This window comes from Fusobacterium varium (assembly GCA_021531615.1).
GTDB classification, from domain to species: Bacteria; Fusobacteriota; Fusobacteriia; order Fusobacteriales; family Fusobacteriaceae; genus Fusobacterium_A; species Fusobacterium_A varium_C.
Map to the genome: position 1 here is coordinate 1 of JADYUE010000053.1, position 14878 is coordinate 14878.

Here is a 14878-nt window from a genome sequence, read left to right on the forward strand (position 1 = left end):
CGAAAATCACTGGAGTTACTTGAAAATTTATTTGTTTTTTCCACCAACACTATTTGACAAAGAGCCAGAAAAAATGGAGAAGATGAAATTTAGAGGACATGAAACCTTTTTTATAAGAAAAGGTTGGCTAAATAAAGGAATAAGAAATATTTTAAAAGATCCCTATGTATTTATGGGAAAAAATCCTAGTGATATTTTAGGACTTGGAACAAATATGGTTAAATCTTTGAGATATTGGTTACAAGTTGTGGGACTTACTAGAGAGAAGATGGCAGGAAAGAAGATGCAGGAGCTAACAGAGGTAGGGGTTTTAATCAATGAGAATGATCCATATATAGAGGAGTTTGGAACATTAGCACTTTTACACTATTTTTTAGCAACTAATAGTGAAAATGCAACTACTTGGTATTTTTTCTTCAATGTTTTAAAAAATATTGAATTTACAAAAGAGGAGTTAAAAACACAATTAAAAAACTATATCAATATTAAAGGTGGTGGAGAGGTATCAGAGAGAGTTTTAGAAGATGATTGTACATGTCTTTTAAATACCTATATACCTAGAATAAAAAGTTCTACAACAAAGGTAACCCCTGAAAACAATATAGATTGTCCTTTAGGAGAGCTAAACCTTATAGATATAGTTAATAAAAAGGAGAAGATATATAAGAAAGCTCCGATATTAATAGAAAATCTAAATCCTTTGATAGTACTAGCTATGATCTTATATGAGTACCCAAATAAAAAAGAGATTAAGATATCAGCTCTTCTATCTGAGGAGAGAGGGATTGGAAAACTATTTAATTTAGATATAATTAATCTTTTAAAACTTCTTTACTCTTTAGAGAGAAAAAATTATATCAAAGTTGTTAGAACTGCTGGACTTGATGTAATTAGAGTAACAAAAGATATGGATTATTTACAGTGTATAAGTGAGTACTATAATTCAATGAAAAATAATTAGGTGGAGAAATATAATGGGAAAGAATAATATAGAGACATTAAAAGAGTTTCAAACATCTATAAATATAGGTTTTGATCTCTATGATGATGAAAAAATAAGAAAGTTTATTCCTACAATATCTGGAATTAAGTTGCTAGAGGAGATATGGTTAAGCACAAATATATCTTCTACCCAAAGAGCTAGAATATTGGTAGGAGCTTATGGAAAGGGAAAATCACACTTAGTATTGGTGATCTTATCTCTGCTATTTAAGAAGAATAAAGATATTTTTGAAAACTTATTAACTAAGATAAAAGAGTATAACGAAGATCTTTATGATAGTGTTGTTGAGTATTTAGAAAGCGACAAAAAGATACTTCCAATAGTTATAAATAATAATGGAAATAGTTTAAAGCAAGATTTTCTATTTTCTCTAGAGGAGACTTTAAAAAAAGAGAGCTTAGATGAGTTAATGCCTGAAACAAACTTTTCATCTGTAATAGAAACTATTGAGATTTGGGAAAAAGAGTATCCAGAGACTTTTGGAAGATTAAAAGAGAAATTAGATATTCCAATAGATGAATTTATTGAGAGGGTAAGAAGTTTTGATTTAGAAAGTTATAAGCAATTTGAAAATATCTATCCTCAATTGACTTCTGGAAGTAGATTTAATCCATTTTTCAAAGCTAATATAGTTGAAACTTATGAAAAAGTTGCTATTGCTTTAAAAAACAAGGGATATTCTGGAATTTATGTTGTATATGATGAGTTTAGTAAATATTTAGAGGGAAATATTGAAACTACAAATATGGAAGATATAAAGCTACTTCAAGACTTTGCAGAGAAATGCAGTAGAAGTGGTAATCTACAACTTCATCTAATGCTAATAAGTCACAAGGAACTATCTAACTATCTTACAAAAAATATTACAAGAGAGATGATAGATGCTTGGCAAGGGGTGTCTGGAAGATTTTTAGAGGTAAATACCCAAAATGATTTTGAACAAACTTATGAGATAATCTCTCAAGTTATAAAAAAAGATAGCAAATTTTGGAGAGAGTTTAAAAAAGAGAATAGGGAGAACTTTGAGAATTTAGAAAATAACTATCTTATAAAAAATATTTTAGAAGAGAGCAATATTAAATTTATAAAAGAGTGTTATCCATTACACCCTATTTCAATATTTATTCTGCCGAGATTATCTGAAAAGATAGCTCAAAATGAAAGAACCCTATTTACTTTCTTATCTGCTGAGCAAAAATATACACTTAATGAGTATTTAAAATCAAATGATGAAAATAGATTTAATTTGATAACACCAGATTATATATTTGATTATTTTGATATGATACTGAAAAAAGAAGATTATAATAGTGAGATATACAAGACATATAAACTATTAAAAATAGTATTAAGAAAAGTTAATGAGAACTCTTTAGAGGCTAAGATCTTAAAAACAATAGCTTTGATATATATAATAGAGCAATTTGAAAGATTAGCTCCAACTGAGGAAACAATAGTTGAAATATTTAAAGAGAGCTACTCTGTTGATGAGATAATTAGTAGTTTAAATACTCTTAAAGAGAAAGAGTGTTTAGTTTATCTTAAATTAAGTAACAACTATCTAAAAATTAAAGAGAATAGTGGAGTGGATATTGAAAATGAGATCTCTAAATATATCAATAAGAATCTCTTAAAAACTCCATTTATTGAGCTATTAAATGATATTCCATATGATAACTATCTCTACCCTACAAGATACAATGATGAAAATGAGATAGTTAGATATTTTGATTTTATATTTATAAAAAATGGGGATATCTATAACAGAAACTATTTAAAGATTAAAGAGAATCTAAAAAATAGTGATGGAGTTGTTTTTGGTATTATTCCTGGCTCTAGAGAAGATATAGACGAGTTGGAAAAGTTTTTAAAAGAGGAAAAAGAGGATAAACAAATTGTATTTATTTTACCTAAAAAATTTAAAAATATAAAGCAACTTATTTATAAATATAAAAGTATTGTGGAACTGTTGAAAGATGTAGAAGAGGATATAGTTTTAAAAGAGGAGTATGAGCTGATTTTAAATGATCTACAAGAGGTTATATTCTCATATATAGACTCTTTTGCACGTCCAGAGAGAGATGAGGCAAGTTATTATCACTATGGAGAGAAGAAAAAAATATATAGAAAGGCTCATCTTTCAAATCTTTTATCCAATATTTGTGAAGAGATATTTTTTAATACTCCAATAATAAATAATGAAACAATAAATAAAAATATGCTTTCAACTACAACTTTAAATAGTAGAAATAAGGTTGTAGCTAAACTTTTAGAAAGTGAATTAGAAGAAAATTTAGGACTTAAAGGAACTGGACAAGATGTAACTATAATGAGAACTTTACTTTTAAATAGTGGAATTTTAAGAGAAACTCCATATAAACAACTTGAGATCAACTTAGAAATAGAGGATAAAAAATTAAAAAATCTTTTAGACACTATTGATAATTTCTTTGCTCATAAAATTCTTTCTAAGTGGAGATCTTTTAAGGAGTTATATGATGAGATTATACTTCCAGAACATTCAATAGGATTAAAAAGAGGGGTTATCCCTATATATTTAGCAGTTTTAATTCATAAATACAGAAAATCTTTAATTATAAAAGGAGAAGAGGGAGAGGAGAAGATAGATGCTGAACTATTGAGCAATATCAATAAAAATCCTGAAAAATACTCTGTATATATAGAGAACTGGAGTGAAGAGAAAAACCTATACTTAGAGGGGATATATAAGATATTTGAAGAGTATAGTTTTGGGGACAAAAATAGATTGAACAATTTAAAAAATCAAGTTACAAGTATGAAACAATGGTATCTATCACTTCCTAAATATTCTAAGGAGCTAAAATCTCAATATATTGGAAATGGTGAATATAGAGAGTTAGAAAAGAAAAAGTTAAACTTTTTAAATGAACTTAGAAATGAGATTGACAATCCTAGAGATTTTCTTTTTGAAAAACTGCCTAAAATCTTTAATTGCAGTACTTTAGATAGTGAACTTTTAAAAGAGATAGGAGATACAAAAGAATACTTTGAGAATCTAATTGAAGATTTAAAAGAGAGATTAATTGTAGATATAAAGAGAATATTTAAGGGAAATAGTGATATCTCTTTAATATCAGTAGTTAAAGATTGGGAAGAGGGATTGAAAAGTGAAACTAAAGAGCATATCTTCAATAAAAGTGAAAATAAGGTGCTAGAACTAATAGAAAAATCAGATAACAACGAAAGTTTATTTATATCTAAATTAGGAAGAATAGTAAGTTCATTGAGATTAGAGGATTGGAGTAAAAGTACAGTTGAAAGATTTTTAGCTGAATTGATAGAGATAAAAGAGAGAGTTGAAAAGTTTGATAGTAATGTGAATATAGGAGCAAAGGAAGAGAAAAATTCATATAAAATCACTTTTACAGATGTCAACGGAGCTGAACAGGTAAAAACTTTTGATAGAACTGATTGTAGCAAGAGAGCTACTCTTCTATATAATGATCTGTTAAGTTCAATAGATGAGATGGGAGAGTCAATTAGTGAACAGGAGATAAGACAGATATTAATAGATATTTTAGAGAAATTTTGTTAGGGGGAGATTGAGATGGTAGCATATTTTGATAACTCAGCAACTACATTTCCTAAACCTGAAGAAGTATATAGCTTTATGGATAAGTTTTATAGAGAAAATGGGGTAAATGTAGGAAGAGGACAACATAAACTAGCATCAAAAGCAAGTTTCTTAGTTGATGAAACAAGAAAACTATTGTTAGAGATTCTTCATTGTAAAAATAAGGGAGTTGTATTTACAAGTACAGCTACTGAGGGGATAAACTTAGTTTTACAAGGGAGAGAGTGGAAAGAAAATTCAATTGTATATATTTCACCTTTTGAGCATAATGCAGTTACTAGAACTCTTTTTCACTTAAAAGATAGATATAGTTTAAAGATAAAAATATTAGCTTTTAATAAAGAGAAGATAGAGTATGATCTTGAGCAGATAAAAGCTGATTTTAAAGAGGAGAATCCAGATGTAGTTATTTGTAGCCACAGTAGCAATGTTTTTGGAATTGTAGCTCCTGTGGAGAAGATAGTTGAAGAGAGTAAAAAATATGGTGCTTTTAACTTTATAGATATGTGCCAAACAGCTGGATTGATAGATCTAAATGTTGGAAATGAAAATATTGATGCTGTTGTTTTTGCTGGACATAAGACACTTTATGGTCCTTTAGGAGTGTCAGGGGTTGTAATGAAGAAAGATATTAATCTCAAACCTCTTATCTATGGTGGAACAGGAGTGGAGTCAGCAAATCAAAATATGCCAGATATTTTCCCTATAAAGTATGAAGGGGGTAGTCACAATATTTTAGCAATATCAGGGTTAAATGCCTCATTGAAATGGTTGAAAAATATTGGGATAGAAAATATCTACAAAAGGGAGAAGGAGATTTTTAATAAGCTTATCTCATTGTTGAAAACCTATGAGAATATTGAGATTGTAGGTTATAGAGAGGCTAAAGAGCAAGTTGGTGTTGTTTCATGTGTGTTTAAGGGATATGCACCTGATGAGATAGGACAGGTGCTAAGTGATATGGATATTGCAGTGAGGACAGGGTTGCATTGCTCACCATATGCACATGAGTTTTTTGGCACTTTTCCAGCAGGAACAGTGAGATTAAGTGTTAGCTATTTTACAACTGATGATGAACTTGATAAATTAAAGGTAGCTTTAGATTATATAAGAGAAAATTCGTAAGAGGGGACGAAAATGGGGCTAAGAGATATAAATATAAAATTAGAGTACCGAGGATTTCAAGATGAAATAGTTAGAGATTTCTATATTCCACTTTTAGAAGAGAGCTGTCTTTATCAAAGAGCTGTTGGATTTTTTTCTTCAACCTCTTTAGCAGAGATAGCAAAGGGAATAAGTAGATTTGTTGAAAATGGTGGGAAGATACAGCTTGTAGCTTCTCCAAAACTTTCAGAAAAGGATATAGAGGATATTGAAAAAGGATATAAATTGAGGGAAGAGGCTATGAAACAGAATATTCTTTTTCAGTTAAATAATCCTAAAAATTTTGTTGAAGAGAAACAGTTAAGTTTATTGGCAGAGTTAATAGCTGATAATGTTTTAGATATAAAGATAGCTTTTATGGAGACATCTGGAATCTATCATGAAAAAATGGGGTTGTTTTATGATGAAAAAGGAGATATAGTTGCTTTCTCTGGTTCTATGAATGAAAGTAGAATGGCTATGTTAGAAAATTATGAGACAATTGATACCTTTACCTCTTGGACAGATGGGGATAGAGGAAGAGTTGAAAATAAAAAAATAGCTTTTGAAAAAATTTGGAATGATGAGGAGAAAGATATAAAAATCTTAAAGTTTCCAGAATTGAAAAAAGAGATTTTAGAGAGATATTATAAAGGGAATAAATCTATAAATGAAATTTTAGAGGCTCAAGAACCAAAAGTAAAATATGTAATTAATACTCCTCAAATGCCAGAGGAAGTTCAACTTTATGAATACCAATTAGAGGCTATAAAAAAATGGAGAGAAAATAAGTTTAGAGGCATCTTTGATATGGCAACTGGGGCAGGAAAAACATTTACAGGATTAGGTGCTATATGTGAGCTAAGTAAATTTTTAGAAGATAATCTATTTGTAATAATTGTTTGTCCATATCAGCACTTAGTTGAGCAGTGGGTTGAAGATATAAAAAAATTTAACATAAAACCTATAATAGGTTATAGTGCATCACCTCAAAGAGATTGGAAAGATAGATTGAAGAGAAGTATAAAAAAACAGAATTTAAAATTAGATAAGTTTTATTGTTTTATCTGTACCAATGCAACTTTTTCTTCAAATGATGTTCAAGATAGCTTAGATATGATAAAAGGGGATAAATTGTTAGTAGTAGATGAGGCACATAACTTTGGTTCTCCTAGATTACAAAAAACTTTAAATGATAGCTATAAATATAGATTAGCTCTATCAGCAACTTTAGAAAGACATAACGACACATTGGGAACAGAGAAACTATATGAGTTTTTTGAAAAGAAAGTTATTGAGTATGATTTAGAAAGAGCTATAAAAGAGGGAAAATTAACTCCATATAAATATTATCCTATTTTAGTTTATTTAGATGAAGAGGAGTTAGAAGAGTATAGAAATTTAAGTTATGAGATTTGTAAACATATTATAGAAAAAGATGGAAAAAAGAGATTAGATCCTTATGGAGAGATACTAGCTATTGAAAGGTCTAGATTGATAGCAGGAGCAAAGGGGAAATTAACTAAATTAAAAGAGGTTATCACTCCATATAAAGATGATAACTATATGCTTGTATACTGTGGTGCTACTAATGTTTTAAAGCCTGAAAATGATAGTAGTGACACTGATAATGGGGATGTTAGGCAGATAGATGCAGTGGTACAAATATTGGGTAACCAATTAAATATGAAAGTTGGAAAATTTACATCTAATGAAACTATTGAAGAGAGAAAAGAGATAAAAAATGCCTTTGAAAATAGAGATTTACAAGGGCTAGTTGCTATTAAATGTCTAGATGAGGGGGTGAATATTCCAAATATAAAAACAGCTTTTATTTTAGCTAGTACAACTAATCCTAAAGAGTATATTCAAAGAAGGGGAAGAGTTCTAAGGAAAAGTAAAAATATAGATAAGGAGTATGCAGAGATCTATGACTTTATAACTCTTCCTAGAAGGTTAGATGCAGTTCAATATCTTACTTTAGAGCAGATGAAGATTGAGATACCTTTAGTTAGAAAAGAGCTAGTTAGAATAGAGGAGTTTGGGAGACTAGCAATGAATTCAATAGATGCAAGAGAGTTAATTTTTAAAGTAAAAGATGCTTATAAAGATAATATTCAATATCTTGAGGAGGAAGAAAAATATGGAGAATGTTGTTAAAATTGATAAAAGAGTATTAGAAAAAATAAAAAGAAGAATTATTGTCATAGAAAAAGAAAATTTAGCTACAAAAGAATTAAAAGATTCACAAATGTTAGAAGAGATAAAAAAAATTATAGAAGAGGAGGTTGTAATTGACTAATGAAAATAGAATTTATAGAACTATATAATTTTAGACAATTAAAAGAAGCTAAAATAGAATTTTCTACTGATAATGAAAAAAATGTAACAATAATAATGGGGAATAATGGAGCTGGAAAAACGACATTAGCTCAAGCTTTTACTTGGTGTCTTTATGGAGAAACAAGTTTTAAAATAAAAAGTGTTTTAAATAAAGAAAAAGAAAGAGATCTTTCAGTAAATTCAAGTGTATTAGTAATTGTAAAAATAGGATTAGAACATAATGGTATAAAATATGAAATTAAAAGAAGTGGAGCATATAAAAAAAGAGCTAATGGAAGTATTATAGGAGATCCTACAGAAGTTGTTTTGACAAGAAAAACTAAAGATGGAATAACAGCTAAAGTAAAGGATTATGAAAGAGAGATAAGAAGCATTTTACCTAAAGAACTTTCAAAATATTTTTTCTTTGATGGGGAACGTATAGAAAAGATGAGTAAAGAGATTCAGGGTGGTAAAAAAAGTAATGAGTTTGCTGATGCAGTTAGAGGTCTTTTAGGTTTAAATGTTATCATATCTGCTATAGATCATTTAAAACCAGGGAAAAGGTTAAGTGTAGTAGGAAAATATGTAGAAAGCTATAATGTTAGTAGTAATGCAATAGTTAGGGAAGAAGCTGAAAAGCTGAGAAAATATAAAGCTATTGCTGAAAAAGATGAAAAAAGAATGTATGAACTTTTAGAGTTGGAAGAAAATGCTAAATCTTTAATTAAAGAGTGCAACACAAAACTAAAAGATTTAGATGAATCTAGAAAATTACAACAAGAAACTGAAAAATTAGAAAAAAATAGATTAAGTTTTGAAAATAAAAAAAATAATAAAATTTATTTTTTATTAAAGGAGTTCAACAATCTATACTATTCTTATTTTACTCAGTTTTTAATAAAAGATACAATAAAAGAATTAAAAGATTTAAAATATGAGGAAAAAACAATTCCCGAACTTAGTTCAAAAGCAATTAAGTATTTATTAGATCATCATAAATGTATCTGTGGAAGAGAAATAACAGAAGGAAGCGAAGAATATAATAATTTAAAAAAATTATTAGAATATCTTCCACCTAAATCTTTGGGAACTGTTATAGGAAATTTTATAAAAGAATCTCAGGCTAGAACTAGACAAAATATTACTTTATATCAAAATATGAAAGAGAAACTAAATGATATTGAAAGTTACCAAAATGAGATAAATGATATTATAGATATTTTAAAATCATTAGAGGAAAAATTATCTGGAAAAGATGTAGGAAAAATAATTAATGAAATTATGACAACTAAGAAAAATGCTGAAGTAGATTTAAATATATATACTAGAGAAAAAGATGAGTTAAAAGAAAAAAAAGGAAAAACTGATTTTCAAATAAACCTTATTGATGCTAAAATAAGTAGATTAAACTTAGCTAATAAAGAAAATAGAAGAATAGAGATATATAAATCTTATGCAATAGAAGTGTATAATGAGCTAAAGAAAAAACTTGAAGAGAAAGAAAAAGAATTACGAGAAGCTTTAGAAAATGAAATAAATAGTATTTTTAAAACTATTTATGATGGCGGATTAAGTTTAGATATTGATGAAAGTTATGGAATAAGAGTTCATGCATCGAATTTTGAGACAGAAACTTCTACTGCTCAAAGTATATCTGTAATTTTTGCATTTATAAGTGGTATCATCAAGTTAGCAAGAGAGTATCAAAATAGTGAGAATAAAGAATTAGCTTCAGAACCATATCCGTTAGTAATGGATGCTCCATTATCAGCCTTTGACAAACAAAGAATAAAAAAAATATGTGAAGTTTTACCAAAAATAGCTGAGCAAGTAATAATTTTTATTAAAGATACTGATGGGGATTTAGCTAAAGAAAATTTAGCTAATAAAATTGGAAAGAAAAACTTTATCAAAAAAATAAATGAGTTTAATAGTGAAATTATATAGGAGTGGTATAGATGTTTGATAAAGAATATGTATTTAAAGGAAAACATGCTACATATGTAAAGGAATTAACATCTTCATTTGGAAAAGAAAGCAATTATAAAATTTTTAGTAGAAATTTAGATGTATTGCTATTAGCACCAATTATAGGTTTTTTAAATAAAAAAGAAAGTGTAATTGACAAGTCATCAAATGATAGTACAAAAATATTTTTAGAACAAATGTTAAATATAAAAGATGATATGAAATATAATTATCGTTTAATTATGTTAAATGATAAAAAATATGAATCAAACTATGAAAAACGAATAGAAAAAGCTTTTAAAAATATTGGTACTCCAGAGGGAGAAAAAGATTTAGAACATTTTAATAATTATATCTTAGGTGGAGTTGAAATTTTACATAAAGAGATTATAGAAAAAGGAAAAAATACGGAAGATTATATTTTAAATCTTTTTAACTTTGTAAATGAATTTGATAGTATAAATAACGAAGAGAGAGATTTTGAAGATATGTTTTAATTATAGAAATTAAATTTTAGGACTCAAGTTCAAAAAAATGGGCTTGGGTCTTTTTTTTATATTATTTAGGTTAGGTTAAAAAGAAAACTATAAAAAGAGTTCTTTAATTAAAAAATCCCCAGTATCTCTACTGAGGATCCTTTATAATTTACCCTAGAATTCCCATCTAAATCCTAAGTTAGCTTGCCATTTGTTTTCAACTGTTGCTTCTTCTGTTCTTTGGATATCAACATACATATTTACATTTTCTTTAATTCTATAGTTTACTCCAACTCCAAATTCTCCCCAGGTATCTGATAGATCTTCTGAAGTGTGTTCTGTTGCTTCTCCATAGCTATATTTTGTATCAATATCCCCTTTAAACTCTTTTACCAATGAGGCTCTAGCATAGATATTTCCTTTGTCACTAAATTTGTATCCAACTGCTGTTCCTACATCTCCAACAAGTGTATAAGCTGTATCTTGCTCAACTTTTACCCCTTCACTTGTTGTATAATCCTCACTGCTTACTCTTCCAAATGTCAATTGTACACTTGGCTCAACAAAGAATTTATCATCTAGGTCAAATCTTCTTCCATATTCTCCACTTAAACTTGTTCCCCAGTTGCTATAATCTCCATGTTGAGATAGTTTACCATTTTTACTTCTTACATCAAATTTATTATGCAATCTACTTTGTTTTAATACAACATCTGCAAATTGTCCATCTTTATTTAACCAAGTTGCATACACTCCAGCACCAACTGAGTAGTTTTCACCATCACCTAAGTTGTAGTTAGTTTTTCCGTCTGTGTAACTTACTAAAGCCCCTACAAATAGATCTCCATTTTCTACTGGATATTTCTTATCATATCCAACTTGATATGTTTGATATTTATTGTCATACTTGCTACCATTTTCAACTTTTCCACCATAAACTCTAGCCTAAATTCCATTGCTACCGGTTGAGTTTCTAAGTTCTCCCATTCTTTCATTTAATGAACTCATCTCTTGTCTCCAAGATAGTACATTGATAGTTGCTAAATCTCTCATTCCCTCTACCATTACATTTAAATTTCCAACTTTAACAGTTTCAGGTTTTACAATTACATCATCGCCACTACCTTTTACAAACTCAGCTTCATACTCTCTTGAAATAAGTCCCTCTTCTAATTTAGCATTGGCATTAAAGTTACTTCCCTCTCCTACTGTTATATTTCCTGCTAAATCATCAAAAACTTTTTTAGCTTCTTCTTGACTAACTTCAAGTTTTCCTTCTCCAGAGTAGTTTACATTAAATTTAGCATCTTTGTTATCAACTTTATCAATAGCAAGTTTACCAGAAGTTGCTGTTCCATCTTTTCCTATTTCAGCAACCATATTAATATCTCCACCATTACCTAACAATTTATCAACCTTAATATCATAATCTGTACCTTTATTAGTTACAACTCCACCATTTAAAGTCAAATTATTAACAAAGCTTTCTCCTGTATTTTCCCACTCTCCACCATTAGAAAGTCCTAAAGCCATACCAGTAACTTTATCTTTTCCTGCTGGTGGATCCCCTGCAGAAGTTATCTGTCCAGTAAATTTAGAGTTTTTATTAGCTAAATTAATGTTAATATTTGATTCAATAGGTGTTCCTGATTCATATTTATTATATTCAAAAATAATATTACCATTTAAATTTACTGTATTTTCAGCCTTATTATCAGCATTTATCTCAACTAAAGAGTTTCCTCTAGTATTGATAGCATTATCAGCATTTATAGTTACATTTCCATTATTTATTTTCACAATACCTTGTGACCAAGCTATAATACCATTTGAGTATCCAACACCTTTCTCCTTACCTTCAGCTTCTATTGATACATTTTTAGAGTTAATTATAACCTCAGCTCTTCCTTTATCCTCTATATCCTCTGGAGTTGTACTATTATATGCAAATATTCCATAAGCAAAATAATTAGTACTTTTAGCTTTTATATTTAAGTTGTTTGATTGTATATTAACTTTACCTCCAGATGCTCCATCATTTCTAAAAGCTTTTATTCCTACCGCTATATCATTGTCAGTTGTTGTAACAATATTTATACTTTTAGTATTAGCATTACCTAAATTTAAAACACCACTTTTTTGAATATCTATAGCACTTCTACTCCATCCTGTATCATCAGTATCATTTAAAACTTTATGAATTATTGTTATATTTTCACTATTTATATTTAAAGTTGTTCCTTCTCCTTCTATAAGGATACCATTTTTTACTTGATTTAACTTCTCAGTTGTTTCTGTGTTTAAAGAATAATTTAAGTCATTAATTGAATCTATTTTACTATTAATATGAAGAGCCGCATCTTTTTGTAAAAAATCTGCTCCAAGTGCTCCTGTTCCCATTATCATAAAAGCCACAACAAATTCCATTGTAATTTTAACTTTTCTCTTTAAAAATCTTTTTAATGAACTTTCAATATTATATTCCATAATAAATTCCTCCCAGTTAAATTTATTATTTCTCTAATATAGTATATACCCCATAACTGTTATTTTAGCAATTTATTTTTTAAAAAAATTATCTAATATACTAAAATAAACGTTATTATACTCTTAGATTAAAACAAAAATAGCTTTCCATGAATTATCACAGAAAGCTATTTGAAGCTTTTACAAAATATATTCAGAAAAAGCTCTAATTATATTATGCACATCCACTTTCTTAGGAAAACTCATCTTCATAACCCCAACCTTCGTCCAAAGTTGAAACTCAGTTGTAAAATCAATTATCCCTGCATTTTCAGAAGAGAACATATCTATTGATCTCAAAGGTATTGAGTATGTCTCAATCTTCTTCCCAATCAACCCTTGTTTATTAAAGTAGATAATTCTCTTATTTGTAATTGCTCCAATATCTCTCAAAGATTTAAAAGATGCAATCACCCTTTCACCATTTACAAGCATTTTTTCAATTTCAGGTGGTGTAGATTTTAGCTCCTCTACAAAGACCATATTTAATAATTCTGCTGGTATTGACATAACACTTCTCCCCTTTTGTTGTTTTTTGTTATTTAATACTGAACTTTGTTTTTATAGCATATCCCTATTGTTACAGCAAAGTACCTTTGCATTTATGTTAATTAGTCAATTTAAGTTATCTAATTTTTCTTTTTAACATCAAGTTGTCTCCATGTCAGTGAATAAAGAATCCCTATGGCTCATTCCATTGAAAATGCAAAACTCACTCGCAAGCTCGTTCAAACACGTTGCATTTTCTTAATTCCATTTCGCTGAGGATTTCTAATATTCACTTCTAAATTACGTCAACTTGATGTTAGGATAAGTTTAATTTAACTTTTCATCAGTTTCTCCTCAATCCGTCCAATACGTTTATCTATCCGTTCCAATGCCTCAACTAAGCTCTTAGTATTGTTAGACTGAAGTTTTAGAAAGAGCTCCTTCTCCCTTTCCCACTCCTCGAGGTTGATTTTCTTGTTTAGTTCCCTCTCAATCCTCTCATTTGCCCTATCTAACAAGGTTATCATATACCTATGGTAAACACCTAACATTGTTAGAAATGAGATTATATTTTTAATTATCCCTTCCAGTTCCATTGTCACTCACCTTGTACCCTCTCAAATACAGTCTTATAGATTTTATCATCAATCTTACTCTCAGATCTTTTCACCAATTCCTCAAGTAAAATTATAATGATCCTCTCTATAACAACTGTTCCTAAATATTTACATAGGAAATTTTTAACAAATGTCACTATTAATTTCATAATCTCTCACCTTTATTTTATCATTTTTCACCTTCAATTAAAAGTTTTTTATTCCTTCTCATCTATCTCAATATGTGGTTTATCCCAACCCCAATCATAGCCAAAAGTAAGTTTTATTCCCAGTTTCACTCCAGCCGATCTAAATGTATCTATTAACTCTTTCCACTTTCTTTCATCCTCTACCCCCTTTTTCCAACCGACATAATACACATCTATCGCCTTTCCCAACTGATGCTGTGATCTATTTTTCACCCCATCGATTTTAGTTGTCCCCAGCCTGTAATACTCCTGTTGTTTTTCTTGTGTTCTCACCCCTTCATTGACGAAAAAATCCACCTTTGAAATAGCCAAAACATACCCTACTAACATATTTAATCTATAATCAACAAATCTTAAATTCTCCTTTGTTCTCTCACTAGCTCTATTCATATTCCCCCCTTAAACCTAAAATAAAAAGGGATAACCAGCCCCCATTGGTTACCCCCATTCCCCACTTTTTTATACAACTGGATTATTAGTTATATAGTATTCATAAGCAGAAAGTAGATCTTTTTGTTTAGCAATTG

12 protein-coding genes and 1 pseudogene are annotated in these 14878 nt (G+C 28.9%); 7 read left to right on the plus strand and 6 right to left on the minus strand.

The features are described from left to right. Nucleotides 1-73 precede the first annotated feature (73 nt). Genes I6E31_11445 through I6E31_11475 form a run of 7 tightly spaced genes read left to right on the plus strand, consistent with a single transcriptional unit; the run spans nucleotide 74 to nucleotide 10552 of the window. Nucleotides 74-961, plus strand: a complete 888-nt coding sequence (locus tag I6E31_11445; protein MCF2640574.1) for a DUF4007 family protein — start codon at nucleotides 74-76, stop codon at nucleotides 959-961. Nucleotides 962-974: 13 nt separating this feature from the next. Continuing rightward, on the plus strand, nucleotides 975-4580 hold the full coding sequence (locus I6E31_11450; GenBank protein ID MCF2640575.1) for a restriction endonuclease subunit S: 3606 nt from the start codon (nucleotides 975-977) through the stop codon (nucleotides 4578-4580). A 12-nt stretch (nucleotides 4581-4592) separates the two neighbouring features. Continuing rightward, nucleotides 4593-5744 carry an aminotransferase class V-fold PLP-dependent enzyme gene (locus tag I6E31_11455; GenBank protein MCF2640576.1) on the plus strand — a complete coding sequence of 384 codons (1152 nt, stop codon included), beginning with the start codon at nucleotides 4593-4595 and terminating at the stop codon, nucleotides 5742-5744. Nucleotides 5745-5756: 12 nt separating this feature from the next. Next, nucleotides 5757-7922, plus strand: coding sequence for a DEAD/DEAH box helicase family protein (locus I6E31_11460; GenBank protein ID MCF2640577.1), 2166 nt, complete (start codon nucleotides 5757-5759; stop codon nucleotides 7920-7922). After that, nucleotides 7906-8064: a hypothetical protein gene (locus I6E31_11465; protein ID MCF2640578.1), complete on the plus strand. Its 159-nt coding sequence runs from the start codon at nucleotides 7906-7908 to the stop codon at nucleotides 8062-8064. The genes I6E31_11460 and I6E31_11465 overlap by 17 nt, the downstream gene beginning before the upstream one ends. Next, nucleotides 8064-10034, plus strand: coding sequence for an AAA family ATPase (locus I6E31_11470; protein MCF2640579.1), 1971 nt, complete (start codon nucleotides 8064-8066; stop codon nucleotides 10032-10034). Before I6E31_11465 ends, I6E31_11470 begins: the two co-directional genes overlap by 1 nt. A gap of 11 nt (nucleotides 10035-10045) precedes the next feature. Next, nucleotides 10046-10552, plus strand: a complete 507-nt coding sequence (locus tag I6E31_11475) for a hypothetical protein (protein MCF2640580.1) — start codon at nucleotides 10046-10048, stop codon at nucleotides 10550-10552. A 153-nt stretch (nucleotides 10553-10705) separates the two neighbouring features. Here the strand turns inward: I6E31_11475 and I6E31_11480 are convergent. The 6 genes and pseudogenes from I6E31_11480 to I6E31_11505 form a co-directional block, all read right to left on the minus strand. Next, nucleotides 10706-11473: pseudogene (locus I6E31_11480) on the minus strand (autotransporter outer membrane beta-barrel domain-containing protein). Between the two features lie 3 nt (nucleotides 11474-11476). Beyond that, the gene (locus I6E31_11485) at nucleotides 11477-13018 is read right to left on the minus strand and encodes a hypothetical protein (GenBank protein MCF2640581.1); all 1542 of its coding nucleotides are present in this window, start codon (nucleotides 13016-13018) and stop codon (nucleotides 11477-11479) included. Nucleotides 13019-13198: 180 nt separating this feature from the next. Then, nucleotides 13199-13567 (minus strand): PH domain-containing protein, encoded by a 369-nt coding sequence (locus I6E31_11490; GenBank protein ID MCF2640582.1) that lies wholly within the window; start codon nucleotides 13565-13567, stop codon nucleotides 13199-13201. A gap of 311 nt (nucleotides 13568-13878) precedes the next feature. After that, nucleotides 13879-14142, minus strand: a complete 264-nt coding sequence (locus tag I6E31_11495) for a hypothetical protein (protein MCF2640583.1) — start codon at nucleotides 14140-14142, stop codon at nucleotides 13879-13881. Between the two features lie 2 nt (nucleotides 14143-14144). After that, on the minus strand, nucleotides 14145-14312 hold the full coding sequence (locus I6E31_11500) for a hypothetical protein (GenBank protein ID MCF2640584.1): 168 nt from the start codon (nucleotides 14310-14312) through the stop codon (nucleotides 14145-14147). A gap of 48 nt (nucleotides 14313-14360) precedes the next feature. Further along, entirely contained in the window at nucleotides 14361-14741 is a 381-nt protein-coding gene (locus I6E31_11505; protein ID MCF2640585.1) for a M15 family metallopeptidase, read from the minus strand. Between the last annotated feature and the right edge of the window lie 137 nt (nucleotides 14742-14878).

What these genes read in the sequence shown, in the direction of transcription:
- I6E31_11445 (MCF2640574.1), top strand. Translation starts at nt 74, where the DNA reads ATGGAGAAGATGAAATTTAGAGGACATGAAACCTTTTTTATAAGAAAA.
- I6E31_11450 (MCF2640575.1), top strand. Translation starts at nt 975, where the DNA reads ATGGGAAAGAATAATATAGAGACATTAAAAGAGTTTCAAACATCTATA.
- I6E31_11455 (MCF2640576.1), top strand. Translation starts at nt 4,593, where the DNA reads ATGGTAGCATATTTTGATAACTCAGCAACTACATTTCCTAAACCTGAA.
- I6E31_11460 (MCF2640577.1), top strand. Translation starts at nt 5,757, where the DNA reads ATGGGGCTAAGAGATATAAATATAAAATTAGAGTACCGAGGATTTCAA.
- I6E31_11465 (MCF2640578.1), top strand. Translation starts at nt 7,906, where the DNA reads ATGGAGAATGTTGTTAAAATTGATAAAAGAGTATTAGAAAAAATAAAA.
- I6E31_11470 (MCF2640579.1), top strand. Translation starts at nt 8,064, where the DNA reads ATGAAAATAGAATTTATAGAACTATATAATTTTAGACAATTAAAAGAA.
- I6E31_11475 (MCF2640580.1), top strand. Translation starts at nt 10,046, where the DNA reads ATGTTTGATAAAGAATATGTATTTAAAGGAAAACATGCTACATATGTA.
- I6E31_11485 (MCF2640581.1), bottom strand. Translation starts at nt 13,018, where the DNA reads ATGGAATATAATATTGAAAGTTCATTAAAAAGATTTTTAAAGAGAAAA.
- I6E31_11490 (MCF2640582.1), bottom strand. Translation starts at nt 13,567, where the DNA reads ATGTCAATACCAGCAGAATTATTAAATATGGTCTTTGTAGAGGAGCTA.
- I6E31_11495 (MCF2640583.1), bottom strand. Translation starts at nt 14,142, where the DNA reads ATGGAACTGGAAGGGATAATTAAAAATATAATCTCATTTCTAACAATG.
- I6E31_11500 (MCF2640584.1), bottom strand. Translation starts at nt 14,312, where the DNA reads ATGAAATTAATAGTGACATTTGTTAAAAATTTCCTATGTAAATATTTA.
- I6E31_11505 (MCF2640585.1), bottom strand. Translation starts at nt 14,741, where the DNA reads ATGAATAGAGCTAGTGAGAGAACAAAGGAGAATTTAAGATTTGTTGAT.